Annotated in this window: 37 protein-coding genes; 4 read left to right on the top strand and 33 right to left on the bottom strand. The window is 54.0% G+C overall.

Annotated elements, in window-relative coordinates; translation table 11 throughout:
- Positions 1-45: 45 nt before the first annotated feature.
- The 19 genes from ACRBB0_RS25620 to ACRBB0_RS25530 all read right to left on the bottom strand — a co-directional run bounded on the left by ACRBB0_RS25620 (position 46) and on the right by ACRBB0_RS25530 (position 12,025).
- Positions 46-576 (bottom strand): phage virion morphogenesis protein, encoded by a 531-nt coding sequence (locus ACRBB0_RS25620; RefSeq protein WP_431377317.1) that lies wholly within the window; start codon positions 574-576, stop codon positions 46-48.
- A gap of 8 nt (positions 577-584) precedes the next feature.
- Positions 585-791: a hypothetical protein gene (locus tag ACRBB0_RS25615; RefSeq protein ID WP_431377316.1), complete on the bottom strand. Its 207-nt coding sequence runs from the start codon at positions 789-791 to the stop codon at positions 585-587.
- Complete coding sequence (locus ACRBB0_RS25610; protein WP_431377315.1) at positions 778-2,259, bottom strand: phage minor head protein; 1,482 nt, start codon at positions 2,257-2,259, stop codon at positions 778-780. The genes ACRBB0_RS25615 and ACRBB0_RS25610 overlap by 14 nt, the downstream gene beginning before the upstream one ends.
- A complete protein-coding gene (locus tag ACRBB0_RS25605; protein WP_431377314.1) occupies positions 2,252-3,904 on the bottom strand; it encodes a DUF935 domain-containing protein in 1,653 nt (550 codons plus the stop codon). Before ACRBB0_RS25605 ends, ACRBB0_RS25610 begins: the two co-directional genes overlap by 8 nt.
- Positions 3,904-5,538, bottom strand: a complete 1,635-nt coding sequence (locus ACRBB0_RS25600) for a hypothetical protein (RefSeq protein WP_431377313.1) — start codon at positions 5,536-5,538, stop codon at positions 3,904-3,906. The genes ACRBB0_RS25605 and ACRBB0_RS25600 overlap by 1 nt, the downstream gene beginning before the upstream one ends.
- Positions 5,535-5,741 (bottom strand): hypothetical protein, encoded by a 207-nt coding sequence (locus tag ACRBB0_RS25595; RefSeq protein WP_431377312.1) that lies wholly within the window; start codon positions 5,739-5,741, stop codon positions 5,535-5,537. Before ACRBB0_RS25595 ends, ACRBB0_RS25600 begins: the two co-directional genes overlap by 4 nt.
- Positions 5,738-6,304, bottom strand: a complete 567-nt coding sequence (locus tag ACRBB0_RS25590; protein ID WP_431377311.1) for a phage protein Gp27 family protein — start codon at positions 6,302-6,304, stop codon at positions 5,738-5,740. The genes ACRBB0_RS25595 and ACRBB0_RS25590 overlap by 4 nt, the downstream gene beginning before the upstream one ends.
- Positions 6,305-6,307: 3 nt before the next feature.
- Positions 6,308-6,604 (bottom strand): VpaChn25_0724 family phage protein, encoded by a 297-nt coding sequence (locus tag ACRBB0_RS25585; protein WP_431377310.1) that lies wholly within the window; start codon positions 6,602-6,604, stop codon positions 6,308-6,310.
- Positions 6,605-6,606: 2 nt separating this feature from the next.
- Positions 6,607-6,954 (bottom strand): DUF2730 family protein, encoded by a 348-nt coding sequence (locus ACRBB0_RS25580; protein WP_431377309.1) that lies wholly within the window; start codon positions 6,952-6,954, stop codon positions 6,607-6,609.
- A complete protein-coding gene (locus ACRBB0_RS25575) occupies positions 6,951-7,517 on the bottom strand; it encodes a holin family protein (RefSeq protein ID WP_431377308.1) in 567 nt (188 codons plus the stop codon). Before ACRBB0_RS25575 ends, ACRBB0_RS25580 begins: the two co-directional genes overlap by 4 nt.
- A 67-nt stretch (positions 7,518-7,584) precedes the next feature.
- Positions 7,585-8,196 carry a holin-associated N-acetylmuramidase gene (locus tag ACRBB0_RS25570; RefSeq protein WP_431377307.1) on the bottom strand — a complete coding sequence of 204 codons (612 nt, stop codon included), beginning with the start codon at positions 8,194-8,196 and terminating at the stop codon, positions 7,585-7,587.
- A 120-nt stretch (positions 8,197-8,316) separates the two neighbouring features.
- Entirely contained in the window at positions 8,317-9,129 is an 813-nt protein-coding gene (locus tag ACRBB0_RS25565) for a hypothetical protein (RefSeq protein WP_431377306.1), read from the bottom strand.
- A gap of 169 nt (positions 9,130-9,298) precedes the next feature.
- Positions 9,299-9,694 (bottom strand): helix-turn-helix domain-containing protein, encoded by a 396-nt coding sequence (locus ACRBB0_RS25560; protein ID WP_431377305.1) that lies wholly within the window; start codon positions 9,692-9,694, stop codon positions 9,299-9,301.
- On the bottom strand, positions 9,691-9,954 hold the full coding sequence (locus ACRBB0_RS25555; protein WP_431377304.1) for a hypothetical protein: 264 nt from the start codon (positions 9,952-9,954) through the stop codon (positions 9,691-9,693). Before ACRBB0_RS25555 ends, ACRBB0_RS25560 begins: the two co-directional genes overlap by 4 nt.
- A complete protein-coding gene (locus tag ACRBB0_RS25550) occupies positions 9,951-10,403 on the bottom strand; it encodes a gp16 family protein (RefSeq protein ID WP_431377303.1) in 453 nt (150 codons plus the stop codon). Before ACRBB0_RS25550 ends, ACRBB0_RS25555 begins: the two co-directional genes overlap by 4 nt.
- Positions 10,400-10,996, bottom strand: a complete 597-nt coding sequence (locus ACRBB0_RS25545) for an MT-A70 family methyltransferase (protein WP_431377302.1) — start codon at positions 10,994-10,996, stop codon at positions 10,400-10,402. The genes ACRBB0_RS25550 and ACRBB0_RS25545 overlap by 4 nt, the downstream gene beginning before the upstream one ends.
- Entirely contained in the window at positions 10,993-11,532 is a 540-nt protein-coding gene (locus tag ACRBB0_RS25540; RefSeq protein WP_431377301.1) for an HNH endonuclease, read from the bottom strand. The genes ACRBB0_RS25545 and ACRBB0_RS25540 overlap by 4 nt, the downstream gene beginning before the upstream one ends.
- Positions 11,529-11,771 (bottom strand): hypothetical protein, encoded by a 243-nt coding sequence (locus ACRBB0_RS25535; protein ID WP_431377300.1) that lies wholly within the window; start codon positions 11,769-11,771, stop codon positions 11,529-11,531. Before ACRBB0_RS25535 ends, ACRBB0_RS25540 begins: the two co-directional genes overlap by 4 nt.
- Entirely contained in the window at positions 11,771-12,025 is a 255-nt protein-coding gene (locus tag ACRBB0_RS25530; RefSeq protein ID WP_431377299.1) for a DUF2312 domain-containing protein, read from the bottom strand. Before ACRBB0_RS25530 ends, ACRBB0_RS25535 begins: the two co-directional genes overlap by 1 nt.
- Before the next feature lie 151 nt (positions 12,026-12,176).
- Here ACRBB0_RS25530 and ACRBB0_RS25525 point away from each other — a divergent pair, with 151 nt between their 5' ends.
- Positions 12,177-12,542 carry a hypothetical protein gene (locus ACRBB0_RS25525; protein ID WP_431377298.1) on the top strand — a complete coding sequence of 122 codons (366 nt, stop codon included), beginning with the start codon at positions 12,177-12,179 and terminating at the stop codon, positions 12,540-12,542.
- Positions 12,543-12,560: 18 nt separating this feature from the next.
- On the opposite strand, the gene ACRBB0_RS25520 is transcribed toward ACRBB0_RS25525, so the two are convergent.
- Genes ACRBB0_RS25520 through ACRBB0_RS25495 form a run of 6 tightly spaced genes read right to left on the bottom strand, consistent with a single transcriptional unit; the run spans position 12,561 to position 17,223 of the window.
- A complete protein-coding gene (locus tag ACRBB0_RS25520; RefSeq protein WP_431377297.1) occupies positions 12,561-13,199 on the bottom strand; it encodes a DUF3164 family protein in 639 nt (212 codons plus the stop codon).
- Positions 13,196-13,417, bottom strand: coding sequence for a hypothetical protein (locus ACRBB0_RS25515; protein ID WP_431377296.1), 222 nt, complete (start codon positions 13,415-13,417; stop codon positions 13,196-13,198). Before ACRBB0_RS25515 ends, ACRBB0_RS25520 begins: the two co-directional genes overlap by 4 nt.
- Positions 13,414-13,779 carry a hypothetical protein gene (locus tag ACRBB0_RS25510; RefSeq protein WP_431377295.1) on the bottom strand — a complete coding sequence of 122 codons (366 nt, stop codon included), beginning with the start codon at positions 13,777-13,779 and terminating at the stop codon, positions 13,414-13,416. The genes ACRBB0_RS25515 and ACRBB0_RS25510 overlap by 4 nt, the downstream gene beginning before the upstream one ends.
- Complete coding sequence (locus tag ACRBB0_RS25505; protein WP_431377294.1) at positions 13,776-14,333, bottom strand: hypothetical protein; 558 nt, start codon at positions 14,331-14,333, stop codon at positions 13,776-13,778. The genes ACRBB0_RS25510 and ACRBB0_RS25505 overlap by 4 nt, the downstream gene beginning before the upstream one ends.
- Entirely contained in the window at positions 14,330-15,118 is a 789-nt protein-coding gene (locus ACRBB0_RS25500; RefSeq protein ID WP_431377293.1) for an AAA family ATPase, read from the bottom strand. The genes ACRBB0_RS25505 and ACRBB0_RS25500 overlap by 4 nt, the downstream gene beginning before the upstream one ends.
- A 14-nt stretch (positions 15,119-15,132) precedes the next feature.
- Positions 15,133-17,223, bottom strand: coding sequence for a transposase domain-containing protein (locus tag ACRBB0_RS25495; protein WP_431377292.1), 2,091 nt, complete (start codon positions 17,221-17,223; stop codon positions 15,133-15,135).
- Positions 17,224-17,295: 72 nt separating this feature from the next.
- Here ACRBB0_RS25495 and ACRBB0_RS25490 point away from each other — a divergent pair, with 72 nt between their 5' ends.
- The gene (locus tag ACRBB0_RS25490; protein WP_431377291.1) at positions 17,296-17,748 is read left to right on the top strand and encodes a hypothetical protein; all 453 of its coding nucleotides are present in this window, start codon (positions 17,296-17,298) and stop codon (positions 17,746-17,748) included.
- Positions 17,749-17,820: 72 nt separating this feature from the next.
- Here the strand turns inward: ACRBB0_RS25490 and ACRBB0_RS25485 are convergent, their stop codons facing one another.
- The 7 genes from ACRBB0_RS25485 to ACRBB0_RS25455 all read right to left on the bottom strand — a co-directional run bounded on the left by ACRBB0_RS25485 (position 17,821) and on the right by ACRBB0_RS25455 (position 21,352).
- Positions 17,821-18,687 (bottom strand): ParB N-terminal domain-containing protein, encoded by an 867-nt coding sequence (locus ACRBB0_RS25485; RefSeq protein WP_431377290.1) that lies wholly within the window; start codon positions 18,685-18,687, stop codon positions 17,821-17,823.
- Positions 18,677-18,925, bottom strand: coding sequence for a hypothetical protein (locus ACRBB0_RS25480; protein WP_431377289.1), 249 nt, complete (start codon positions 18,923-18,925; stop codon positions 18,677-18,679). The genes ACRBB0_RS25485 and ACRBB0_RS25480 overlap by 11 nt, the downstream gene beginning before the upstream one ends.
- Before the next feature lie 246 nt (positions 18,926-19,171).
- Entirely contained in the window at positions 19,172-19,723 is a 552-nt protein-coding gene (locus tag ACRBB0_RS25475; RefSeq protein WP_431377288.1) for a hypothetical protein, read from the bottom strand.
- 21 nt (positions 19,724-19,744) lie between these two features.
- A complete protein-coding gene (locus ACRBB0_RS25470; protein WP_431377287.1) occupies positions 19,745-20,221 on the bottom strand; it encodes a hypothetical protein in 477 nt (158 codons plus the stop codon).
- Positions 20,218-20,814, bottom strand: a complete 597-nt coding sequence (locus ACRBB0_RS25465) for a BRO-N domain-containing protein (protein WP_431377286.1) — start codon at positions 20,812-20,814, stop codon at positions 20,218-20,220. Before ACRBB0_RS25465 ends, ACRBB0_RS25470 begins: the two co-directional genes overlap by 4 nt.
- Positions 20,811-21,068, bottom strand: a complete 258-nt coding sequence (locus tag ACRBB0_RS25460) for a hypothetical protein (RefSeq protein ID WP_431377285.1) — start codon at positions 21,066-21,068, stop codon at positions 20,811-20,813. Before ACRBB0_RS25460 ends, ACRBB0_RS25465 begins: the two co-directional genes overlap by 4 nt.
- The gene (locus tag ACRBB0_RS25455; RefSeq protein ID WP_431377284.1) at positions 21,068-21,352 is read right to left on the bottom strand and encodes a hypothetical protein; all 285 of its coding nucleotides are present in this window, start codon (positions 21,350-21,352) and stop codon (positions 21,068-21,070) included. Before ACRBB0_RS25455 ends, ACRBB0_RS25460 begins: the two co-directional genes overlap by 1 nt.
- Positions 21,353-21,457: 105 nt before the next feature.
- Between ACRBB0_RS25455 and ACRBB0_RS25450 the strand changes: the two genes are divergently transcribed.
- Both ACRBB0_RS25450 and ACRBB0_RS25445 read left to right on the top strand, forming a co-directional pair.
- The gene (locus ACRBB0_RS25450) at positions 21,458-21,868 is read left to right on the top strand and encodes a helix-turn-helix domain-containing protein (RefSeq protein WP_431377283.1); all 411 of its coding nucleotides are present in this window, start codon (positions 21,458-21,460) and stop codon (positions 21,866-21,868) included.
- Positions 21,869-21,878: 10 nt separating this feature from the next.
- Complete coding sequence (locus ACRBB0_RS25445; protein WP_431377282.1) at positions 21,879-22,502, top strand: hypothetical protein; 624 nt, start codon at positions 21,879-21,881, stop codon at positions 22,500-22,502.
- Positions 22,503-22,969: 467 nt separating this feature from the next.
- Here ACRBB0_RS25445 and ACRBB0_RS25440 read toward each other — a convergent pair whose 3' ends face one another.
- Positions 22,970-23,425 carry a hypothetical protein gene (locus tag ACRBB0_RS25440; protein WP_431377281.1) on the bottom strand — a complete coding sequence of 152 codons (456 nt, stop codon included), beginning with the start codon at positions 23,423-23,425 and terminating at the stop codon, positions 22,970-22,972.
- Between the last annotated feature and the right edge of the window lie 533 nt (positions 23,426-23,958).

The following is a 23,958-nucleotide window of genomic DNA, read 5'->3' as shown; positions in this document are numbered from 1 at the left end:
TCGCCCCCTTTTGCGCCCAGTTACGTGCGCAAGGTTTTGCACGGCTCAGTCGCCCGCAGCGTCCTTCAGATAGTCTTCGATAATCTCAAGTATGCCGGTTTCATCTTCTGGACCGATTCCGAGAAATGGCCGCGCTGGAATGTCACCCCATGGGATCGACATCATAAAATCACGCCCATTCTTATCCTTGCCGATCCGCGCCCCGAACTCACCCGCTTGCGCGCCCATCTGCATGACGGCCGCGTAAATTTGGTTTGACCCCCAATTCACCCCTTCGGGATCGGCCTCATAAGAAATCGTTGTTGAAAGGGCTTTTGAAACACCGATTAAGGGCTGAACTGGCACCGCGCCATTGGCCCCTTTGGCTTCGCTGCGCCGATAAGCATCCATTGTCGCCATGGATTTTGGAGCCCACGGCGTCCCATCTGGCGACGTGCCGGCAACGAAATTTTGCTTGGTGCTTTCCAGCATGAATACGCCAATGTCCTGATTGAGCGGTGTCAGGTCATCATAAGCCTCAACCATGCGCGCCAGTGCGGTGGTGATTTCATCTGTGGTGACGTCTTGGCGGATCATGGCGAATCCTAAACGATATGCGCTAAGCTCGGCTCACCCGCATTCTCGCCGTCTCGGGCCATAATCAGCCCCTCTTCACAAGATTGACGCATGAACTCTTGGTTTTCTTCAGGAAGTTGAGAGATCAACGCATCAAGCTTGGCCTCGGCATCAGCCGGTAAAGGGCTCATTCCGAGAAGGTCAGTAATTTGGTTTTCGATTTCAGCCAGTGACATGACGACGATCCTTTGCCTTGAAAAAGGCCAGCAGCTCGGGCTTGATCCGCCAGTGCTGCTCTGGGCCTTCCATATATAGTACAAAACTCTCAGCAACAAATTCTTTCGGATTGGAGCCACCGTATTTGCTAACAGCAAGGTGCCATCCCTCCGACTTCCAGCCTTTCAGAGTTTCATTTACTTCATCCCAATAGCTGTAATGTAGCCTGTGACCGGTTTCGTGAATGGCAACTGATCTGGGATAACCCTCTCCCGACATTCGCACCGTCCACTGATATTCCACGCGTTCCGCAACAGTCTTTGCAGGACCATCGGGCAATCTGGAAATCTGCACCGATTGCGAGCGTCTCCACTCTTGCATCATTTTGTTCCGCCATTCGGCAGTTTGCCCCCATAGCTCAGAGGACAAACCACCCTTGTTCCAACCAATCGCACGCAGCCCGTTGGAATACCACGCGCTGGCATTTCGCGGGGCTCCGCGCATACGCATCATTTTAGCAATCGCAGGACCGGAGCCGATCGCCTCCATTGCGACCATGTCAAAACGCTGCTCAACTTCCCGCAAGGCTCGAATAGCTTCATTGACGCCAGACAATGGCGCTCCGCTTGGCCAACTGACCTTCTGTTTCGCCAATCCCTCTTCGACAACAAGGTCTGCGGCATCTTTTAGGCTTCGCGCTTCGCGATACATCGGGGCGGCAGGCGGTTGCCCAATATCCTTTTCCAGATCCTCAGCAATCCTTTTGGGTAGTTTGGCCACTTTGCCTGCGACCAACTCGTTGATTTCGTCCGCAACGCTGCGCCCTGGTGCATAGCCCCAGCCTTTGCCGATTCCATGCGGCTCACCGGTTGCGGGTTTGAGCGCCGCCCAGCCCTCAGGCAAAACGATGTCAGGATTGCCCCCGAGCCGACGGGCTGCCTTCATGCTGCGCGCACCTAAGACATAACAACTGCAGCCCCAGCCATTGGGTGGATAGTGTGTCTTCCAAAACGGGTGATCGGCGGGCAAGATCAATCCGTCCCAGCCAAGATGCTCGACACGCGGATCAGCAGACCCGCCATGGCGATAGACCCAGTATTTGTATCCAGCTTTCACAAGCTGCGCATGTTGCCCGGCCATATAGGAGGTGCGCATGTTGGTTTGGTAGATCACTTTGGTGCGCCAAGCTTGGCCTTGTTCGGTATCTTCACCGGTCCAGCCGTGCCAGCCGCGACGCTGGACTATTTCGCGGAAGTCCTTGCGGAACGATTGCAACGTGCCCTCGCCCGCAATGGTCTTTTCAACAGCGGCCGCCAGGTCCGCCAGCAAATCCGCTTTCATTGCCCCCGCCACGACAAACGCGCGGTCATGCTGACTTTTCCAAAGATCATCCCACGCACCAGTTGGGATCTGATTACCAAGACGCAATCGCAGCGCCGCAACCTGTTCCGCAAAGGGGCGGCGATAGACCGCTGCCAACTCAGCCATCGGAGTCGCTCACAACCGCATCCCTGCCGCCCAGTTGCGCTGTGACCATCGCTTGCGCAAGCACCATGGTGAGTTGGTCGCTCGGCAAATCTGGATAGGCCGACAGAAGGGTTGCCTGCAATTCTTCGAGCGATCCAGCCGCTTCGATCATGGCTTCGATCGTGCCCAACATCTGTTCCATCGCAGGTGATGCGTCCTGTGCCAGACGCTCCGACCAAAACGCCACCCCCTCAGAACGGCCCTCTGGTGGCCTCTGGGTCGTGAGTGGGGCAGTGTATCGGAATTGGCTCTGGCGGGTATTCAATGGGTATTCAATTTCGCTCTCAGAGCTATTTGCGTCCAATTCTGCCGGTTGCGTTTTCTCTGGCGGGGGTGTTTCGCCCGTTTTGGGCTCATTTGCCTTGCTCATCGGCCGCAAAAGCTTGGCCCCGGCCTTGGGCGCTTTCAGCCCAAACTTGCCGCGCATGTCTTCCGCGTCCACCTCAAGCCCGCGATCAATCAGCGGTGACAGCGCCTTTGACAAGTTCACCAGGTCTTCCGCCTCAGGACGGGCAATGACAATGCGCGGGGCTGCGGCGGCCTCTCCGTAATTGAGCGTCACAAAGGGGCGTACCAGGTCGCGGTTCAAAATGGCCGACAGGGCCTTGGCGTCCGCCCGCTCGATGTCCTCCTGGACCTGCCGGTGCTCTGTGCCCGATCCAAGACCACCGGTTTCCGCATCAGTGGTCGCCGTCTGCCCCAAAACTGCCTTGCTGACCTGTTTGTCGTACCAATCACCACGCTCTTTGTACAAGGAATGCGCAGCACCAACATTCCCGCTCTCGATGAACTCAATCATCATGCTTTCGGGAATGATCGCCGCGCAATCACCGGCAATATTGGCAACGGCCCGCATCAGGGTTGCACGGTCTTCCTTGCTGGCCCCTGCCCCGTATTTGCCAACCCGCAACGGCTGGCCAAAGGTCTGGCTGAATATCGACCAATCGCGTTCGGTGTATTTTTTGAAGAGATAGGGCCACATCACCACCCGCGCCATACCAGAGCGCGCCGGAATGCCTGACTTGGCTTTGATACGGGCGTCAATGAACTTGAACCCCGGCAAAGGAAGCCGCTCACCACTGGGCCCCATCAACAACGGCGTGGTCAGATCAATCCGATCCCACGCAAACCAACGTTGATCACGCCGTTCCAGGCGGGCGATGTCCCATTGTCTTTCTGAATAGTCCCAAATGATTTCTGTGAAGGAATAGCCTTTGCCAATCGCATCCAGCACATCAAACAGCTCATCTTGCAGCTCATCACGTTCCAACCAGCTCCGCAGGTCCTTGGCGATCTCGACATCTTGCGGGGACTCGCTTGCCTCTTTGACTGTGATGTCCAATTGCGTGACGGAGCGACGACGGGTGCCCAAAACACCGATATAATGCGGGTCACGCTCTTCGATGGTTTCCGCCAGCTCCAAAAAGCGCAACGGATCGCCCGCATCAGCTTCGCGCAAGATTGCGCCCAAGCGGCGCGGATCCAGCCCGTCGCCCGGATAACTGGTCAGCGGCGAGCGCACCCCACCAAGCGTTGGGCCGGCGATTTCTGATGTCAGCTCGGATTTGCGAACCGGCCGCCCAAATTGATCGAGTATAGCAGCCATTAGATTATGCCTCCGCGCATTTGTGTGCCCAGCGGTGGTTCCCACCAGTCGCGGGCCTCATCATCGTCTGTGTCATGAACGTCATTGCTGGGCTGCGCTGCGGCCTCATACTCATATTCCATGCCTTCCAATCGGCTGGCAAAATAGGCCAAAGGCCCGGCAATCGCCGTGTCGCCATGACGGTCAAGCCCGTCCGATCCTTTGAAACGGAAGTTTTGCGGCACCTTCACAATGCCGTTGTCCCATTGCAGCGCCTGGTGATCGCGCAACACGTCTTCATGCGCAGGCAACAACATCGTCTTGTCCGTGATCGCATCGATGTAGGGGGGCATTTCTCGGGCGTACCAGTCCCGGCTAAACGACACTTCGACAATCACAGAGCCGTAACGCATTGCGGCCTCTTCGGCCAAATAGGCCCCGTTGCCGCCCTTATCGACGGCCCCCTTGATGAACCGAGGCAAACGGTCACCCACATAAAAGAACACCTGCTTTTGCTGGGCAAAGGGAATGTTGCGCATCTCAACCAAGAGCACCGAGCGCCGGACCAGGTCTGCGCCGATCTCAACAATAAGAATGTCAGTGGCATCGCCCGAGCGCGCGAAGTCTTCGCCCAAAGCATGCTGCCGCTTGGCATTCAATGCCTTTAAAGGCCCCTTTAAATGCTCTTCACACCACGCGTCAGCTTTCTCCTGACGTTCGGTTTCTGAGGCGTTTTTGAACTCATCCGGCATGGTCCAGCGGGCAAAGGGCACGCCCTGCACTTGCGCATTCTCGATCTGAACACGGGTCAGCGCCGCCCCTTCCATCTCCGAAGGCACCGCATCCAGCTCTTGTTTCATCGCAGATGTGCGCGACCCATAGGCCGATCGGATCGTGCCTTCCCATTCGTCCTGGGCTTCTTGCGACCAATCTTTGCCGCCCATCAAACAGACCCGGCGATAGAGCCCGTTTTTTACCGCATCCCCGAAAGTGTAACAATGAACCTTATAGCCATTCTTTTTGGCACGGGCCTCACGGATCAGCTCGTTGAAGGGGTTCAAATGACCGTTGTGGGTTGAGATGATCCGAACCCGGCCGCCCCAAATCAGCATCGCGTTCACCGCATCAATGACCTCGCGCACATCCTTGTGGAATGCCGCCTCATCAATCACCACAACGCCCTGCAGGCCGCGAATATTGGCTGGGTTAGAGCTCAGCGCTTCAACCCGAAACCCACTGTTGAACTTGATCCGATAGGCGGTGATATGTTTGGTGGTTCCGTCGTCGCGTTGATCCTCAAAAACGAATTCTTCGATCGCCGCCAGTTCCCCCGCAACCACTTTGGCGAAATGCGCCACGTAGCCGATGAACTCCCGGCCCTTTTCCTTGGTATCGCCAATGTAAAAGACATTCTGCCCGCCTGCTGATCGAGACGCCGCCGCAATCAGCGTGTCATCCAGCGCTTCGGCAAAGGTGATCCCGGTGCGTCGACCTTTCTCACAGACTTTCAAACGGCTCTGATCTTCCAACCAGGTCTTTTGATGCACCATCAAAATGCCGTCAGCCAGTGGATCGAGATTTTCGGGAATTTGCCCCCCACGCGGTAGCTCCTGGGGAAGGTCTTCTGGGTCTCGGGAAAGGATTGGGACGTTCATGGGTGCCACTCTTCCAAGCCAATGAGGTAAGGCTCACCTCGCCACCAGGCGATTTCTGCGGTGTCACCAAGATGGGTGCGAAACACTTCGCGACGGCCAAACATCCAGGCGAACAGAGCCTTGAGACGCGGCCCTTTGCGCCAGCGGTAATCACCGACTAACAAAATGGCGTCTTCAACGACGGGCGGGCGGCGGTTGATCATGTTTTCAGCCCCAAGACACCGTTGCGGATTGTCTTTAGCAACTCCGGGCTAAACCCGGCTTCGGCGGCGGTGTCTTCCAGCGCCTGCTCGACCTCAGCCCGCGCCGCTTCGCGCGCTTCTTTGGCAACCCGTTCACGCTCACCCTCAAGAAGCTTTTCACGCATGCCCGAACTCGACATCAGATCCTTGAGCATCTTGGCAAACTTGGCGTGCTGGTCCGCCGTCATCGGCTTGTCTTCACCACGCGCTTTCATGATCGCTTGCATGGCGCTGGCAGAGATCATCTGAACCAAAGCCTGTTGAACCTGTCCCTCGGCCTGAATATCCATGTCGGCCATCAAGGCATCGGCGATTTCAAAGGCCTCGCGCTGTTCTTTGAGCGCCTTGTTCAAATCACCAACGGCTGATTTGCCGATCGACAGCGAAAGGCCCTCTTCCTGAAGGCGAGAGTTCAACGCCTCGGTGACGTCAACAATCTCAGAAAAACCGCGCGCCTTGAGCTCATCAACAAGCCAGCCGCGCAACTCTTCTGGCAGCAAATCAATCTTCTTGGGTGGCGGCATGGATCAACTCCCCGGACGGGGGCGACGGATGCCGTGATGGGTGACGATGCCCTGAGCGACTTCAACCCCGCGCACGGTGGCCGTGGCCACGATAAACCCGGCGTGATCTTCGGTTGTGACTAGGGCCTGTTCCGCCAGCCAACGCACCTCGGTTTCCACCTGATCGCGGGAAAAGCCAATGCCCAGTCTGGGCAACAGGCTGGTCATCATCGACACATTGGACGTGTACTTGGGCGCATCTTCCAACATTCGCAAAATCGCGATGCGGGCATGTTCGCGCAATTCGTCTTGGTAGCTCATGGCTATTTTCCGCTGCTCAATAGGTGATCTTCATGACGGGTCACAATTGTCTCCAATCGGCCCATGATTTTGGCATTGCCTTCCATGACGGCATCCATCCGCCCCAAGGTGCCTGACATCTCGGCCATCATCAGCTCGATCTTGTGGATGTCCTGACTGGATGGCAGGGCTTTGACCGTTTGCTCGACCGCTTGCAGGCGGCTGTCATGGCGATCCATTCGATCTGATCCCGACTTGAACCGCTCGTCCACTTTGGATTGGCGGGTCCGAAAAATGGCTATGATCATTGCCAAAATCGAGAACAGGAATGACAATCCCTCCATGACAACTTTGATCGTCTCTGGTGTCACGCGCCCACCTCCTGACGCCAGGACATCACCGCCGCATTGTCGGTTGGGACAATTGCAATCTCGGCCAATTCGACATCCGTTCCCACATCGGCGGTGCCGGGCGTATCGTGGCGCAAGGCGCGCAGCCTTGTAATGTTCTCGACAACCGCAGGGACCATCGATGCCGTCCGGGCAATCGATTGTTGGAATTCCTGTGATTTCACTTGGAACCGACCGCCAAAGTAGAAGGCCACGATTGTGCCCGCCAGAAGCCAAAGCGGATCCGGTACCAGCGCCAAACCTTGCATCCGTTCCGCAAACCAAATCGGATCAAACATGGCCGTCGCGAACATAGCAAATGTCGCGATCACAATCAGAGGGCGCGGCAAACGATTGAGACCATCCATAAAACGGTCAAACCGACCTTTGCGCTCACTCTGAAATTCCGTCCCAAATTGCGCCAGCGCCGCTTGTTGATAGTCAGCGTGCCGTTGCGCCCCGGCTTCGGCATTAGGCCGAAACACCTCAACGGTGTCGGCAATCACATTGCGCCCCCCGCCAAACAGCCATTGCAAAATTCGCATATTCACCTCCCGAGCCTCTGCCAGACCTGATCCATCAAAAGAGAAAACCGCCAATCCAACGGAGCCATCAGCTCCACTTGGAAACTCGCGCCCGAAACTGTGCGCCACTCAGGCGGTATTGTGGTTGCATGAATTCTTCGGCACGCCTGATCCAGCCGCCTTTGCCGCCTGCCCGTGTTCGGGCATATTTGCGTGAGGCCGGACGACGATCTGCGATGCGGAAATAGTAGTTGCGCCGGGCGATGCCGTAGGCGTCGACCAGATACCGACCCGCCTTCGCAAACACCCGTTTGACTGCAGCGATGGATTGAGGCCCAAGCGCGCCATCAACCGTCACCGGTTCCTGAAATTCTCCAAGCAGACGTTGCAGGATTTTGACGGCATTCGCACCCGCGTTGACATACATGTCAAAAACCGACGGCTGCAAAACCTCCGGCAACTCATCCAGGCGCGGCCAAAGGAAGTAGTGTTCAACGAAAATACCAACCGCACGATCACGGGTCAGCAAGCGCACATCGCGCGCATCAACATCACCGTCCCGATCAAGATCAATGCCAAGGCGGCGCATCGTGTGGATGGTCACACCAAAATTGGTCGCCCCACCCGGATCATCCGGGTCATTCACATAGCCGCCCTCACGGCCAACAATCGCCTCGGCAATTTGCTGCACTGTCTGCATGATCTGCTCCATTTGTTGGAGCTAGATTGCCGGAAATAAGGGGGGCGTTACGTGCGCAAGGGTGTGCACGGGGATCCTAAAAAAGGACACGCCTCCCAGACAAAAGCTATCAACCTGACGTCAAGTCGAGCTGCCGGGCTTGGTCGTTTTGACCGTTTCACCGAGCCAACGCTTAAACTTGAGTTCGTCGCTTGGGTGAGGTTCCAGCTTATAGAGGAAGTTCCAGCGAATATAACGAGTGTCTTTTTTAAAGGGGATTGGAATGTGAAAAAACAAAAAACACGCGAAGCCAGTCAATACAATTAGGACCCCTGCTCCGGCAGATAATCGTTCAAACAAAGAGAGCGCGCGATCTTCAAAAAGATGCAACTGCTCAAGCAAGAAATAACAACCAATAGCAAAGACTGGTATCAGCATCACCAAGGTGCAAATCAGTACCAGGATGGATAAGAACCTACCTATTGGCAGACTTTCCCTGAAGCTGGAGTTAGAAAGTATCGGTATCCCCAAAGTGACGCCGCTCTTGTCATCAATTGCATCATAGGCATTGATAGAGAACCCATGTAGCAGCATTCTCGATGCTAAACTACTCTTAAGGGTAAGTGCTACTGACAAGTGGTTGATTGCAAGGCAAGTGATCAGAAAGAAGAAGCTTGAAGTAGCAAAGAAAAAAGAGGTCGGAACTGCAGCTTCAATGCCCTGAAACGAAACACCGACGCTGTTACCTCGCCTAAGCGAAGACCCCACAATGTAGGCGAGAAGCAGTTGTCCAGCGAAAACTCCGAAGCTTTTGAATGCACCTGACTGAATATCGCTGAAGATTTTTGACGTTTCAGTCCAGCTAAAACCACTGTTATTCAATAGTCGAATAGTTGTGTGAACCTCGTGTGTCTTAAGACGCTTCAATGAAATGAAATAATGTTTTCGACCCAACGTCCTAATCCCCCAAGTTCACCTGCGTTCTCCAAGAAAACCAAAAAGACGGAATTCATAGAGTGCACTTCACACACAAAGGATAGTTCGCACAAAGCCCCGTCGGTCAGCAACGCCAATATTGCAGTTTTTCATGTTGCTACCTTGCGGCGAGACTACTCACATGTCTCTAAAACAGCGACATCTGCCGATCATCATCACAATCATCGTCGGGGATTGGTTCAGAACCGCCATGAGGCGATTTCTTGAGCGAATTTCTAACTGTGACATTAGTGGTTTTGAGAATGCGGCAGGTTTCGGGAACCGTGCGGCCTTCCGCTTGAAGCGCATGCACCAACCAGACACGCGGCAAGGGAATCCGTGATCGGTTGGATGGCATCGCCTGCCCCAACCGTTTCAAGCGCTCTGGTCCCACCAATTCTTCGGCTTTGCTTTTGCCCTTGGGATCACCGGGAAAATACATATCGCAGCCACCCAGCGCGATCAAAAACCGCACGGTCAATTCCGCGCCAAGGGTCTCCACATAGGGCGTCAAATGGGCTGGATGGCGCGGGTAATCGATCATTCGATTTCCCTGCGGCGTTTGTAGGTGCCAATATGTCTTTCGGTGGCGCTTGACGGCCAAACGGTCGGCACGGTGCCATCGCGACCAATTGCAAACCGCAACCCGGCGATGTTGACCGCTGACAGCCCGACATGGCCCTCAACGGCGGAATCAACGCGTCGCCCAAGCTCACGACGTAGCGCCTCAACATCAACGCCCTTCGCCCGCTCCAAGTAGCGGAGCAAGGCCCGATCAGAAATCGTATGGCGCGACTTTTTCATTTGCCGATCCGCGACCAGTCAAAATCAATGCCGGCACGCTTGCCCCAAGCCATCAACGCCTGCAGCACATCATCAATTTGCGTGTGATCGCGCAGCATATCGACATCGGCAGGAACACTGCCCCATTTGGTTTCGAACTGGCTACGCAAAAACGTGTTCAGCCCTTTGCGCGTCGGGGTTTCAAGGGCACCAGCATGGCCCAGCTTGGTCCAAAGCACATGGACCAGGCGCAGATCTGCGCGCGGGGCCTCTTTGCGCTTTGTCTTGCCCTTGGAAGGCGCAAAACCTTTGCTGTTGAGAGCCGAAACCACGCGAAGTAATTCAGGCTCGGTCATGTCCGATAAGCTGGCCTTGCCAACCAATTGAAGTTGCAAATCGTGGCGGGTGTCACTGTCGATGCCCAACTGGCGGCAACCAACGTGAATTTTGCGGATCAATGCTGCGGTCATGTCGTTTCCTCAAATTTAGTGGTTTCATTTCCCCAGACATCGTTGTCGCCCCATGGTTCACGGGCAAAGAGCTCGGCTTTGTAAGCGCGCGGTAAAAGCCGATCGATCATCTGGCGCATTTCATCTGGTTTGCGGGAATGCTCGCGGCGCAGTGCCTCGATCTTGTCGGCAATCAACGGAGCATCGATAACGTTGCGCTCAGATTTTGATCCTAATTCAGGAATCGCCATTTTGCCCACAAGATAGGGCTCAGAGGCAGAGCGCTGAACATATCCAGTGCCAAAGGCCAATTTCCAGTTCGTGGTTCGCTTTATCCAGGCTCCGCCGGTGATGTACTGAAAGCCCCATGCGTCCATCACATCGAGCGCTTGCGTCAAATGTGGCCATGTAGACCACAAGAACAGCAAGCACTCAGGCCCAGCCAAATCGCGTACGGGCAGTGCTTTGATCTCCTCCAGAGGCATCGTTTTGTAGTGGGCTTCCGGAGATTTCTCATAGCCCTTGTCAGAACGCATTGCATAGGCCCAAGCCGGGTCAGCCAGAATCGCCCCGTATTTGAGAGGCGTGAGGGAATGGAAAGGCCAGCGGGTCATCCTCGCATTTCCTTTTTTGAAGCACGAGATACTTGTTCCAGCTCAGCAACGGCCAAAATCGTCTGTTTGAGTTCCATCGGGGCGGAACTAAAGGGAATGGAACCGTTGCAGCCGCACAATCTCGGCAGCATTGAACGGGAGATTAAAACCCAATTGAGCGGGTCCGTATTTTTCTTGTCGCCATCAACACATTTGAGAGCGCATCCATCAGGAACCTCGCCATGTATTGCCTCCCACAAAATGACATGGACAGGTTTCCAATTTTTGTGTGCTGGCTGACTTTCGGGACCGTCAACTTTTCTAAACACATACCCATCTTTGTTCATGCGTTCTGAGCCGATGGGAGCTTCCCGCCCGTCGCGGCCCGTTTGCCAGCCGTTTCGCTCACAGAGTTTTCTGAGGTTTCCCAAAGTGACATCGGAACGTTTAAACCGGCGGGAAAACTCAGAATGCAGGACGCGGCGTGCCCGAGTCGCGTTCTCTCTGACCCAAGTCAGTTCGGCTTCCGAATACTTGATAGGAGGTCGCCGTTTCACGATTTCTTCCCTTCGATCAAGTTTGATACAAAAGGCTTCAGTTCGGCCCCATAATCAGCAACCATTTTTGCGGCGCTGAGCCGAACTTTTGCGGCTGTCAAAATCTGGTCGGAAACAGCAACGATAGCATCTGCGCGTTTGACTTCGCTCGCGATCAAATCCTCTGTCAAATCTTCGTCACCCAACCGTTCAATCTGAGCAAACAGGTGATCGTTCAAATGAGTCAGCTTGTTTTTCATCACGCCATTCCCAAAGCTGACTTATACATTTCAAACACCGCCTCTTCTTCGGCGATGTCATCGGCGTCACGTTTGCGAATGGCAACGACCTTGCGGATCACTTTAGTGTCGTAGCCGCGCCCCTTGGCCTCGGCCATCACCTCTTTGATCTGTTCGCCAATCTCTGTCTTTTCGTCTTCCAAGCGTTCAATCCGTTCGATGAATTGTTTCAGCTCACCGGCGGCGACACCGTGGCTTCCTGATAGGTCAGTCATTGCATTTTCCTTTTTCTAAGCGAGAGGAAGGCACCACATTTAGTGACATCGTTGTTTTCTCGACCCAAATCGGCTACTGGAGGATTAGGTGCACGGCAGGCTGGAACCCTGCCGTGCGTCCCCACAACGTTCAAATCAACAGGACAACGTCATGGAGAAACTGATCGACGCAATCGCGTCCAAACCAAATGAGTTTGTCGAAATGCCCTATGGAATTGCCGCCTACGCCTGTCTGTTTGCAGCCTTTGCCAACCTCCATTTTCAACCTTTCGAACCGTTCGGCGCTGTTAGCGTCATTTTGATTATGATGGTCTTTCAATTGATCGCGTCTGGACGAAAGCAGCGGTTTCCAAGCTGGCTCGCAGAACAGCGAAAGCTTTTCGTTGATGAGAAAGAATTGTTTGAGCTGCATGTCGCCAATTACGATGCTGTCACACGGCACATGCGTGACTTGGCGTTCGGAAGCTTTTTGATCGCCGCTCTTATTTTTCTGTATCATGCATCCCGCCAGTCTTAATCAGCACTTCAACGATCTTCACGCCTTAGCCATATCAATGGTGATGGTTTCCCAATCGGACTGACCGTCTTTGCGCCGGTAAAACCGCATATAGGTCTTTGACCCAACGGCCCGCTCTGCATCTTTGATGGCCTGCATGGCACGCTTCCAGCGCTCGTCCTCGATCTCGAGCTTCATCAAAGACAACAGCTCGGCGCGATTGATTTTGCCCTCTTTGTCAGTGTTGAACGCCCGCTCAACGATAGCCCTTAGCTCAGGCCGTGCGTCCGAAGACCACTCAGTCAGGCATTCATCAACCAACCCTTTGGCGATCTGTAATTCAGGCCCATAGTCAAAATGATCAGCGATCTGGATCGTGACCTTTTCGGTGCCGTCAAAGGTCATAAAGGACATATTGCCCTTTGCACCACCGCGCGTCTCTTCATAGTCCTGCGCCAGCAAGTCCAAAAATGCGTTCACATCCTCAAAGCTGTGACCCTTGAACCTGGACACCTGCCCACTCAGATCATCGGCATAGCCAATGATTTTGCGCACCAGACCGTCCTGCAACTGATCTTGCGGTCGAACAGTTTCCAAGGGCTGTAAACGCCCCTTCGCATCCTGCATGTATTTTGCGCCATTCATGTCGATGACGCCGGTTCGTGCTTGTTCGGTCATGATGCCGTCTCCTGTTTCGGATTCATTGTGCTAAGGGCGCTCTTGGAAAGCTGTCCCTGCGCCGGGGCAAGCGCATGCAGATGAGCGATCATCGCCAGGGCAATGGTTTCTTCCGTCGTCACTTGCATCGCGCCGCGCTCGCCATGGCGATCGATCCGTTCAATGGCATTGCCTGCATGGGTCAGCATTTCAGCCTCGGACATTGGTTTCAAAGTCACTGCTCTTTCTCCTGATTATGGGGGCACCTTGTGCAGGCTCGGCTCATGCGGACGTGCAAGGTATTGGCGGGCGCATCCAGTTTGGCTTGCTTGCGCCAATGCAGACATTTGTCTTTGCCGATCTCCCCGATCATCGGGCAGGTCACGGTCTCTTTCATCAACGCACCGCGAACGGCCTGTTCAATCGTGCCTGTCGCTGCTTTGTACTGATTGTGGATCACATTGCTGATCGCGCTGGCGGAATAGCCAAGGGTCTTGGCGGTGCGGTTGCCGCTGGTGCGGTCGCATTCTCGGGCCAAAGCCTCGACCCAATCGGGCAAGGTATCGCCATAAGCCGCACGGGCGTTATCCAGATTGATCACTTGTGACCCTCCCGCAAATTCGCATGAAACTTGCCGGTATTGGGATCCAGAACCCCAGCCACCTGACGCACAATTGGGGCCTTGAGACCGGTTTGATTGATAAGCTGATAGGTAAATTCACGTATCCCGTGGATGCCCTGTTCACGCACCCGCAAAAACTCGGCGGCCAAAAGCTGACGGCAATAATTCCGACAGGCCTGCAGCTCGATTTCAAAACCGGCAACCTCAACCATGGCTTTCAAATCAACCGGTGTGAACGTCGTATAGCGGTTCATCACCTTCCACATGGCGGCCTCTGGGGTCTTTTCCTGACCAGGTACAACCGGAGCTTCCCGTTTACCCGCATGCCCGTAAATCTTGCGATGACCTTCCTTCTTGACCAGCTCAATCCAGCCGTTTGTGAACCACCGCCTGACATAGATTTCCGCCATGTTCTGGGGCACACCTTTGGCCACCAAATAGGAGCTGTGGATCTCGACCATCGGTTTCGTCAAACCCCAAGCAGTCGCCTCTTCTTTGGAGCGGTACTTGCTTTTGCCCTTGAACGCGGTCATTGGCCTGCCGCCTTTCTGCGAGACGAAGTCTGAACCAGCTTGATCTTGGGTTTTAGCTCTGAGACCTTGCGCTCTGCGGGCGGTTGCCCATCAAAGAACGGCGTGTCGCCCCAATCCTCCATGGAGAGATAAGCCTGCCCTTTGGTGCGCGCCATTTCCCGCGCCTTGCCCAACATGTTGGACACCCGGCGAATGGACCCATCGGCTTTGACGACGATCTCACCCATCAGATCCGGTGCAATTTCGATCCCTTCTGCGTAGATTTCCGCAATTCTATGCGCATCGTCCAACTCGCAAGGCTGTGCAGGAACCCAGTCGACAACCAGATTGTACAGGTTTTCGATTGTGGTCAGTGCCTGCGGGAGTTGTTCCTCTCCAACCAAGATCACCGGAACCATTCCGCCAGCAGATTTATAGATGTCACGGGCGATGCCGATCATCTTGCGTTTGACCAGATATTGCGCATCATCAATGATCAATGGCCGATCAGTTTCGCGCATGTATTTGGCGACCGCACGGACGCGGCTGGGAACGTCACTGCGCGACGTGATCCCCAAAGGTTCTTGGATCTGGCGCAATACATCGAGCTTGCTGGTGTTTTCGATCACCTCAATGGCAATCACCCCGTAAATCAGCTCTGCCGCAGACACGCTAGTGGTTTTGCCCCAGCCAGACGGACCATAAAAACAGCCCATCCGTTCCTGCCCGATCGGGGCACTGATCAACTTTTCCACCAAAGTGGTCAGCGCTGAGACATTCCTAAGCTGCGCAATACTTGACGTCATGCTCTTGTCCTCTTCTAGCTCGATGAACCGAATGCTTGGCTCAGCTTTTTCTGAGCGGCGTATTCGGCGGATTTTTGGTAATCAGACAGCCAGGCAGTTTGCGCGGCTGTCAGCGCATCGCCCTCGTCCAGAATGGCTTCCAGCTCACAGGCGCGGCTGTAACGGTTCTCTGGCGTGCCCTCTCGTTCGGCGTCTTGGGATGCCGCCCAGCGGTCTGCTAAACGCGACACAGGGGTTGCAACGCTTGGCTGGTTGAGCGGCTTAGAAACCTTCGGTGCGGCCTTATGCGTCTGCACCAATTGCACCACATCCGCTTCTGGCAAGTCATCCGGCGTAACGTCTTCACCAGCCGCCCGAAGTCTCGCTGCAATTTCTGCCGCAGTGAGTTCTTTTTCAGCCTGCGCCGCGTCTTTGTCAGCCTTTACCAAACGGCGTTTCTTGCGTGCAAGCTCACGACCATCTTCGACGCTAAGGAAGCCACCTTTGGCGACCGTTGCCGCGTGGCCAAGATAGTGCCCTTCAAGATCATAGACGTGCAGACCAGCATGCAAATTGTCAGGATCAAACCGCGCGACAACCTTTTTGCCAGCGACCCGATACATCCATTCTGACCAATAGCGCGACCCTTGCAGGCTCAATTCGCCATTGGTGTTCTTGGCCCGCACGCCTTCCGCCCCCATCAGCCACAGGCGACGCTGTTCAGCCGTTGCTTTGCGAATTGGCGTGGCTTTGTAACCCTCTTCAAACACCTCGTTAAACGAGCGTCCAAAGGCCACTTCGGAGCGACGTCCTGGACGCGCGTTATGGGCTTCCATTTCTTCATTCAAAACAGCCTGGAATTCATCCAGAGGTATGGCGCGGTTGCCATAGTTCTCTGGCTTCGCGTCCGGCTTGTTGCCGGTATAGGCACCTTCAAATGCCGGATGCTTGGCGACCCGGTCACACAGGTCTCTAAATGCCCGTTCAATAGGCTTTGATTGCCCAGAATACGGTGTTGCCCAATGCACTTTGACACCCAACATCGGCAACAATCCGGGAATGTCATCTTCCTTGATCTTGAACCGGAACCGGGTTGGGGCCCCACCGGTGAACACCTTGGCGGCAAATTCGCGGCCATTGTCCAAAAGCGCAGCCTTGGGAATACCATAGCGCTCAACCAAATCGCCAAAGGTCAATTGAACCGTGTGGCTATTGGCTGTCAGCGACAAACGCCATGCCAAAAACTTGCCCGAATAGATGTCAGTGAACGCAATCATCTGGGCACGCACTGGAAGGGTCTCACCGGGCCAGCGAATGAACACATCAAACTTGTGATAATCGGCGCAAACGCACTCCATCGGAGCCATTGCCGACTTGTCGCGATCTTGGTGCGGGTAATAGGCTTTGAGCGCCTGAGGCCCCTTGCGCATCAAGATTTCCGTTGGTTTGGAAATCGCTTTCTTGAGGTGGCGCCGTATTTGGCTCAAAGGCGCAATTTCGATGGCCTCAGCCTTTGCCACTCGTACCGCCCGGTCATAACAGGACACCAACGACGGTTGTGATTGGCGCAACCAATCTGATTTGACCAGGGCAACGAAATCAGGATCCAGCGGTGCCGTATTGCGAGCCTGTTGACCTTGGCGCGGCGCGAGATAGGCAAGGCGATCTTCGGGCGCAATCCCTTCGATCATTCCTAGCCAGTTCCAAACCGTTTTTGGCGATGCCCCAGCTTGCTTTGACGCGGAACTAACAGCCTCAGTTTTGGAAAACCCGGCCGCCTCGACAGCTTCCACATTCGTGATCGTGATCAGACGATTTTCAGCCTTGGCCTTTTGTGCCTTCGACAGCTTTTCAAACTCAGCCCATGCGTCATCACGGGAACGAACAGGCACCGGGGCATCCGCCACCTGCAAAAGGGACATCCGCGCCCGTATCGGCAAGACGGTCCAGTGGTACTCAAGCCCCCCACCAACCCCCTTGCGGCGGCGCGCTTTGTCAGGCTGCTTTGCCCAGCCTTCGCGCTTGGCACGGTCATTGACCTTGCGTTTCGTCGTGGGCATGTCAGGCAGCTTTGCATCAGCGATTTCCGCCGCGCTCCACCAGAGTTGATCAGGGGTGTCAGTCATTGCTGTCCCCTATGGCCGTGCCTTCAACAATGCCGTATTTTTCCGATGACACACGAACCAAAGGAGCTCTGCATGCCGCGCAGCGAAATTCAGCGTTTTCTAGACGGGTTAGAGCGGTACCTGTTTGAGGCCGAAGCGCATTTTGACGAGCTTTTGGAACTTGTTGACAGCGAGACCCAACAACGTATGGAGCATACGCTTCCGAAGCTTTGGGATGATTTCCTTTTGGTTGCTCGAGACCCGCCAAAATGCGTTTTTGTTTTTCTGTCTGAAGGGCCCACTTCTCAGCAAAGGCGTTTAGAGAATCTTCCCGAAAATCATCGAGACCTTCTATGGCTTCAGGCTCGCTTTCAGGCGTATCAAGCAACCACTGCACTACGTCTAACTTTAGACGTGGCCAGAATGCCAAATCGGTCCTATCGCAAGAAAGTACGTCAAGTCGCTCAAGCCGCTTCACAGCTTCAGGCCCTACCGACAGCAGAGGATTTAGTGTGGCTGAGGCTAGCAAACGAACGATCCTACTGAGGACTGCGCCCGGGATACAGATCCGTTCATATTGCCTAAGCGGGATGTCTTTTGGGCGATACGGTCGATATGTCATCCGTTCTTACCCCCGTATTTCTTGATCGCGGCAACCAACTCGGCTTCGCGTTCTTCAACCATCATCCGAATGGCCGCAGCGGGGGCGCGATCCCAGGCGTCTTTCAAACGCAGATAACACTTGTCTTCGTTCGCAAGGATTGGCGCTGGGGCCTTGCCCTGCTCGGCCTTGAACATCTTGCGCGCCTCTGCGGCTTTCTTGGCCTGCCCTTCTGACAACAACGTCACAACCCGGTTGCGTTCGGCGTCTTCACCGATCTTGGCGATTTCAAACAGATCGTTCTGAATGATTGGGCGTTCGGAGTTTCTGAGGCTTTGAATGTTGTCCGAAGAAAGGGCAGTACCAGCTTGCACCAAGCGCTCAACTTGCCGTTTTGAGCAGCCCAATTTTTCGGCAGTAGTGGTCGCAAAGGATACGAGCGACATTCTGTCGTCCGTATTCCAGCGCTTGGCAACAAGGTCTGCACCAGTCGCCGCTTTCGCCTCTGGATACAGCCTCTCATAGACCCGCTTGCGCTCGGCCAAAAACACCGCTGTATCCAACGCCGTCAACTCTGCTCCAGCCAGGTTGTCGTCAATCTCCATGAGCTTGGCGAAATCGTCATTGCACTCCCAGCATGTGACTTTGATGGCATCCCAATCCAACTTGATCGCCGCCGTCAAACGATGCCCGCCAGCCAGCAAAACAATCTTGCGGCTACGCTTGATCTTGCGCACATGAATGGGGTCTTTCATCACTCCAAGCTCATTGATTGACGCGATCAGCGCATCAACACCAGCGTCAGACACCGGGCGCAACCGTTCGCCAAATTCGATCTCGGAAACCGGCAATTCGGTGATGGTGGGAAGGATTTTAGGCACCATGTTCGGCCACCAGTTTCCCGCCAATGTCAGACGCCGAAAATGCCTGCAAAGCAGATCGCAACGCATTAGTGCGGGTCATGAGTTGGATGTGTTCACACAGCGTGTCCAGCAAACGGTCATGCTCACAATAAAGGTCAAACTCCGCTTCCCGGCAGGTTTCCTCTTCGATCCGCTTCCCAAGCGCATCAAGGGCCAAAGCCAAGTTTTGCAAGGTGATGAATTGTTCAATCAGTCCCATGATTATCCCCTGAGGTTGCAATTTTTTTCTGCAAGGACATAGCTTTGCCGTGAACTGAGAAAGGATTCCCAATGCAATCTGAACATCCGCTTTCCAACCGCTTTCCAGATAGTTTTGACGTGCCCCTAAAACTGTTCTGGCGCAGTGACATCTTCGAAGAACTATGCGCTCTGGAAAATTTGCTATTCCCGGACCCCTTGAAACAGCCCCCCCAAGACAGAACAGAAGAGGAAAAGTGGCTCGAATTCATGGATATATTCCTGTCCAAAATTCCGGCTCACGCAGTGACAGTCGACGACGTTCCATGGACGCCCCAGCCAAAAGCAACCTGCGGTAAGGCCCTTCATAGGCGGATACGGCAAGCACAATCCGTTCTCGGACCGCTGCCCACACCGGGTTCGGAACACTATCCGCCTGGAAGAGTGCTGCCATCTCATACAGTTCTTCTTCCAATGCATCTGAAACAAAGGCTCGAATATCTTTTGGATTTTCAAGAGAGACCCATGGCCTGGATACGCTCAATCCAGACACATTGGGAAAAGGTGACAAAAGATCGTCCGGATCCGCCTCGCAAATAGCCTCAGGCACGGCGAACCCTAGAAACTCAACGGCATCGTAATGCTGATTGACGCTACGCGCGATGCGCCAAACAATCCTCCATGAACTGCGATCACAGAACCCCAACACGAGAGGCTGGCCATCGTCGGTCAGCCCAAAGCGACAACCCATCGAAACGGCCGGCATCCCACTACTCTGACACCTCTTGATATCCAAAAACTCATGAGCAAAATCCCACATAAAACTGTCCTTCAATACGCGTTAAAAAGGGGATGGAAGAAAGGCGACAGAGAGCATCGCGGCGATGCTCAGAACCGTGCCAACAAACCAGACAACCGGGTGATCATAGAGATCAGAAAACCAAGCCCAGGCCGCGCGTAGGGAGGGATACTTGACAACCGCGCGACCTGGGGAACCCGAAGCTGCCACTTCGGGGGGAAGGAAAGAGCGTTCCGTGAGAGTGGTGACCGCAGTTGGTCGGGCTCTTTCCAATGGTGGGGCGCGAAGCAAAGGCACATCGACCTCAGAGACTTCCGCCATTTCAAATCCATTTAACCGGGCATCATCTAACGCCTCGGCATGTTCTTGCACCCGGCGCGCTGCAAACCTCACCTTCATGTGGCAGTTCGGAGTTAGCACCGTCATGATTAGCGTAACCCCCAAGGCGATACGCTCTTCGTTCGTCAGGCCCACACCAATTGCATGGGCACGAATTACAATGTCTGCGCGGGAGGTCATGCCGCTCCTCCTGACTTTGCCGCCATTCCAGTGCGAAACATGCTGATCATCGATGCACTTCGCCCGGTCATGCGACTGACTTCTGAAACGGAACGCCGCTCTTCAATCAATCGCTTGATCTCTGCTCGCTCTTCTTCCGTGGTGGGGACCGGGGCCTTGCGCGCACGCCGCTTGCCCGCCTGTTGGCGCAGCAATTCGTTTTCCGCTTCCAGCAATTCGATCAACCGTTTGGCGCTGATCTCTTCCTTGGCCTCCTGCGACGGCATCTTGTATTGCCCCTCGCGGCGCAGCGTTGGCAGCACCTCTGCCGTCACCCATTTGCGGAACCGCCGCGCCGCAGGTTTGCGGCTGGTCATGATCAGTGCATAAAGGCCACTTTCGTTGACCACGTTGGTTGTCTGGGTTCTGCCAATGGCGTCGGTAATACCGACACCATCTTTTTCATCACTTTCGAGACGAGAGAGTGCGTCGCGAGAGTTCCCAATTTCCAACACCCGACAAACATCGGCGGCAACCCACCATGTTGCACCATCGCGCATCACAGCTCGCACGGGTGTGTCTTCAAAATCGAAAGGGATGATTTGCGCGGTCACAGGAAAGCCTCCTGTGGCAGAACGTGAAACCCGTAAGACAGATTAATGCGTGCAAAGCGCCACGCTTGCTTCCAACCTGAACGGCTTTCAAAAATCAGCAGAAAGTCTTCCAACTCGGTCTCTGCCAGAGTGCCGGTCTCAATATTCAGGCTCGGCATGCCATTTTCATTTCTGGCAATATTAATAAATTCATGCGCTTGCATGGGAGAAAGCTCAAGGGCCAACTCGCTAAGCATTTGGGATTGAATATCCATCACGCTTTCCCCCGAACGCGATCCAGATTGGCCGCTTCGCGTTTCATGCGATTGGAGTAAGCCATTTCGACCATTTCGCGGCCAGCTGCATCAATAATGCGGTCCAGCAAAGCCGTGCCAATTTCACCGCCCGCCTGACCATATGTGGCGGTGCGGGCCACGCTGGTATTGACACCATTGTCTTTGCACCAAGCCTCAAAACTCGTCCCGTTTGACCGGAATGCCCCCATGATCACTCCATGAAGGATCGTGCCGGGCTGGAACATCTTGTTCGCCTTTGTCATACTGCCTCACATCGCAGGGTTGATCTGTGTCGTTACAACACCAATCTATACAAGTACCTTAATTTTACAAGGTTATTTTATAGATACAGTGAGGATTTTTTATAAATGCCTGAAATTGGTGCGAAAATTCTTGAGGCACGCAAGAGAAAAGGCCTTAGCAGAAGGGCCTTTGGGGAACTCGTCGGTATTTCTGAACCAAAGGTTCAAGCAATCGAAATTGGAAAGCAGCGTGTCGACCACGAAACACTATATAATATATCTAAAAATGCACAGATTGACGTACTTTGGCTGCTTTCGCTTAAGTCCCCCTACCTGCAAGCGAACGACACTTTGCCCCTCGCAGACATCGACCGTCTCCGTCTTGCAATCGAGGCCATAGAAGAAGGCCTCGACGCCTTTGACCGCGTGGCTTCGCCAGAAATCAAGGCGGGACTGATCGTCGCCGCCTATGAGCTGCTGGAACAGGAAGGCGAAAAAGCAACCGCGCAAATCATCAGACTAGTAAAATCAGCATAAGAGTGAACACATGACCGACAGCAACGATCCGAAGAAGAAGATCACCCAGCTTTTCGAGCAGACCAATAGTAAAAAAGGCGGTTCCGCGCCTCACGACAACAGCCGCCATGTCACCCAAACCGGTTCCGGCAACATTTATGCAGAGGGTGACGTTCATTTTAACCAACCAGCAACGAAACCACGCGTGCAGGTGTCAGCAGATCCCGGCGGAGAACATGTCTCGGACGAGCAAAAGGCAAAGCTCAAACAGTTGGTGGATGATGTGATTGCCACAGAGCAAAAACTAAAGAAACGCCCGCGGTCTTATGGTGCCGTTTGGGGCGCATTGAACAAACACTGCAAGGTAACAACCTATCATCGCATTGCGTTTGAGGATTTTGAGAAAGCTCGAAGGTTTCTGCACCAAGAGTTAGGCCGCCTGAACTCAATGAAGAGTGCGCCGGTCAAGAATGGCGACGATTGGCGGAATCGTAAATACAAGTACATCAAGATCAACAGCAAAGACCCAGCAGACAAAAAGGCGATAGATGCCTATATCTTAAAGAATTTTGGCGCGACCAGTTTGACAGAACTGGCCAATGACGAGCTGGAACGTGCCTACCGGTATATCGCTGGAAGACGAAATAAGCGGTGATCAAAGTGGGAACAAATCATGTCTAGGGAAAGCACTGAAAGCCGTAGAATGATCATGGCGATGACTGTCATCATCGTTCTAGTCGGATCGATTGCAGCCATGTAAAACAAACCATCCGAGCCTGAGGGGCCAGGTCGCCACACATTGTCTTGGTCAGAAAAACGCACCGTTCAACAAGCCATCAAGGACAGATTGAAAGATCCCAAAAGCGCCATTTTCGGAACGTTCTATGCGCGCCGCGACTTATCCGGCACCATTGAGGTATGCGGATTTGTAAATGCACGCAACTCTTTCGCCGGCATGACAGGTGACGAACCATACTTTGTTCAAATCTTGACATCTGGCCGCACTGGTGTCCCGTGGCTGAATGATCGGAAGTTTGTCGCGACACAATGCATCCACGACGATCTATTTGGGAAGAAACTGGCAGCCGAACTCATACGCTGAACAGCTCGGCTGCGCTCCATCTACCTACCCTCGGCCTTTGTTTTTAAACGCTCCAAATCCGCTGCAATCTCTTCCATTGATCGTGAAACTTGGGCGGGTTCTTGAACAGCTTGATCAAGATCCTCTTGGGAATACTGTTCGACTTTCACACCAACTGGTGCCAAACCATCCCGAATTTGCTTTAGCAACGACACTATCTCGCTAAGCGCGTAGTACAAAACCCCTGAGATCCCCAAAGCGATGCCCAAGCCAACAAAAGCAAAATTCTCTGTTCCAACGGCCGTCAATACTACAATAGCCGCTAGGCCCCAACAAGCATACGAAATCCAATTCAAAATAAGCACAATATTCTCCTCTTTAGAATGCGAACAATCATAGATTGCAGAGGATGTCAGCTTCAAGAGAATTTCAATACGAATTAAAGCACGCAAAATCCCGTCCCACTTAGCACTCTCCACTTTGAGTGCCAATTTCAACCAACCCCATGTATTCGTTTACTTTATCGCCAAGTGGGACCTTGAAACGAAACTGGGCGGCTTGGGTCCCAGTTCCAAATGCAATTTCAGGTCAAAAATCGAACACCAAAACCGGTGTTCACACCCGTTTGAAGCCATGTTTAAAAGGGTTTTACGCAAGTCAGCCCGTCGCCGAGGCAAACTCTCCGGCGACATGCAAAACCGCCTCAAACACCCCGTTTCCCCGGTTACTGTAAAACATTACATAATGGCCCTTATCGGTGGCGGCTTACTTAAAGCGCCTTATTTTGTTGGCCGTCCGAGGTCTTCCGATAACCTCCGCCCTCTTCCGAGATCACTGTAATAATGAGTGTTTCCCTACATTTACAGTAAATTACACTTGTTTTTACAGCAAAACAGTTTTGGGTTCAGATGGGATGATCTGGGCGATCTGGTGGGATCGGGGCAAAACCGTTTGAACAACCGCCCTGCCCCCATCCATTGAACACCCCTTTAAAGCCGGTTTAACAGTTCGGCCTTCAAATCGAGGTACG

Origin of the sequence: Pelagimonas sp. (assembly GCF_050633425.1) — a bacterium.
Taxonomy (GTDB): domain Bacteria; phylum Pseudomonadota; class Alphaproteobacteria; order Rhodobacterales; family Rhodobacteraceae; genus Pelagimonas.
This window is presented reverse-complemented; position numbering and strand designations above follow the sequence as displayed.

Coding starts and splice junctions, on each gene's coding strand:
- ACRBB0_RS25615 (WP_431377316.1), bottom strand. CDS start 791: ATGTCACTGGCTGAAATCGAAAACCAAATTACTGACCTTCTCGGAATG.
- ACRBB0_RS25480 (WP_431377289.1), bottom strand. CDS start 18,925: ATGGGACTGATTGAACAATTCATCACCTTGCAAAACTTGGCTTTGGCC.
- ACRBB0_RS25490 (WP_431377291.1), top strand. CDS start 17,296: ATGCCGCGCAGCGAAATTCAGCGTTTTCTAGACGGGTTAGAGCGGTAC.
- ACRBB0_RS25475 (WP_431377288.1), bottom strand. CDS start 19,723: ATGTGGGATTTTGCTCATGAGTTTTTGGATATCAAGAGGTGTCAGAGT.
- ACRBB0_RS25520 (WP_431377297.1), bottom strand. CDS start 13,199: ATGACCGAACAAGCACGAACCGGCGTCATCGACATGAATGGCGCAAAA.
- ACRBB0_RS25610 (WP_431377315.1), bottom strand. CDS start 2,259: ATGGCTGAGTTGGCAGCGGTCTATCGCCGCCCCTTTGCGGAACAGGTT.
- ACRBB0_RS25505 (WP_431377294.1), bottom strand. CDS start 14,333: ATGACCGCGTTCAAGGGCAAAAGCAAGTACCGCTCCAAAGAAGAGGCG.
- ACRBB0_RS25455 (WP_431377284.1), bottom strand. CDS start 21,352: ATGACAAAGGCGAACAAGATGTTCCAGCCCGGCACGATCCTTCATGGA.
- ACRBB0_RS25605 (WP_431377314.1), bottom strand. CDS start 3,904: ATGGCTGCTATACTCGATCAATTTGGGCGGCCGGTTCGCAAATCCGAG.
- ACRBB0_RS25525 (WP_431377298.1), top strand. CDS start 12,177: ATGGAGAAACTGATCGACGCAATCGCGTCCAAACCAAATGAGTTTGTC.
- ACRBB0_RS25470 (WP_431377287.1), bottom strand. CDS start 20,221: ATGACCTCCCGCGCAGACATTGTAATTCGTGCCCATGCAATTGGTGTG.
- ACRBB0_RS25450 (WP_431377283.1), top strand. CDS start 21,458: ATGCCTGAAATTGGTGCGAAAATTCTTGAGGCACGCAAGAGAAAAGGC.
- ACRBB0_RS25530 (WP_431377299.1), bottom strand. CDS start 12,025: ATGACTGACCTATCAGGAAGCCACGGTGTCGCCGCCGGTGAGCTGAAA.
- ACRBB0_RS25460 (WP_431377285.1), bottom strand. CDS start 21,068: ATGGATATTCAATCCCAAATGCTTAGCGAGTTGGCCCTTGAGCTTTCT.
- ACRBB0_RS25500 (WP_431377293.1), bottom strand. CDS start 15,118: ATGACGTCAAGTATTGCGCAGCTTAGGAATGTCTCAGCGCTGACCACT.
- ACRBB0_RS25535 (WP_431377300.1), bottom strand. CDS start 11,771: ATGAAAAACAAGCTGACTCATTTGAACGATCACCTGTTTGCTCAGATT.
- ACRBB0_RS25620 (WP_431377317.1), bottom strand. CDS start 576: ATGATCCGCCAAGACGTCACCACAGATGAAATCACCACCGCACTGGCG.
- ACRBB0_RS25595 (WP_431377312.1), bottom strand. CDS start 5,741: ATGATCAACCGCCGCCCGCCCGTCGTTGAAGACGCCATTTTGTTAGTC.
- ACRBB0_RS25590 (WP_431377311.1), bottom strand. CDS start 6,304: ATGCCGCCACCCAAGAAGATTGATTTGCTGCCAGAAGAGTTGCGCGGC.
- ACRBB0_RS25445 (WP_431377282.1), top strand. CDS start 21,879: ATGACCGACAGCAACGATCCGAAGAAGAAGATCACCCAGCTTTTCGAG.
- ACRBB0_RS25570 (WP_431377307.1), bottom strand. CDS start 8,196: ATGCAGACAGTGCAGCAAATTGCCGAGGCGATTGTTGGCCGTGAGGGC.
- ACRBB0_RS25585 (WP_431377310.1), bottom strand. CDS start 6,604: ATGAGCTACCAAGACGAATTGCGCGAACATGCCCGCATCGCGATTTTG.
- ACRBB0_RS25600 (WP_431377313.1), bottom strand. CDS start 5,538: ATGAACGTCCCAATCCTTTCCCGAGACCCAGAAGACCTTCCCCAGGAG.
- ACRBB0_RS25550 (WP_431377303.1), bottom strand. CDS start 10,403: ATGACCGCAGCATTGATCCGCAAAATTCACGTTGGTTGCCGCCAGTTG.
- ACRBB0_RS25495 (WP_431377292.1), bottom strand. CDS start 17,223: ATGACTGACACCCCTGATCAACTCTGGTGGAGCGCGGCGGAAATCGCT.
- ACRBB0_RS25485 (WP_431377290.1), bottom strand. CDS start 18,687: ATGGTGCCTAAAATCCTTCCCACCATCACCGAATTGCCGGTTTCCGAG.
- ACRBB0_RS25555 (WP_431377304.1), bottom strand. CDS start 9,954: ATGAAAAAGTCGCGCCATACGATTTCTGATCGGGCCTTGCTCCGCTAC.
- ACRBB0_RS25545 (WP_431377302.1), bottom strand. CDS start 10,996: ATGACCCGCTGGCCTTTCCATTCCCTCACGCCTCTCAAATACGGGGCG.
- ACRBB0_RS25560 (WP_431377305.1), bottom strand. CDS start 9,694: ATGATCGATTACCCGCGCCATCCAGCCCATTTGACGCCCTATGTGGAG.
- ACRBB0_RS25575 (WP_431377308.1), bottom strand. CDS start 7,517: ATGCGAATTTTGCAATGGCTGTTTGGCGGGGGGCGCAATGTGATTGCC.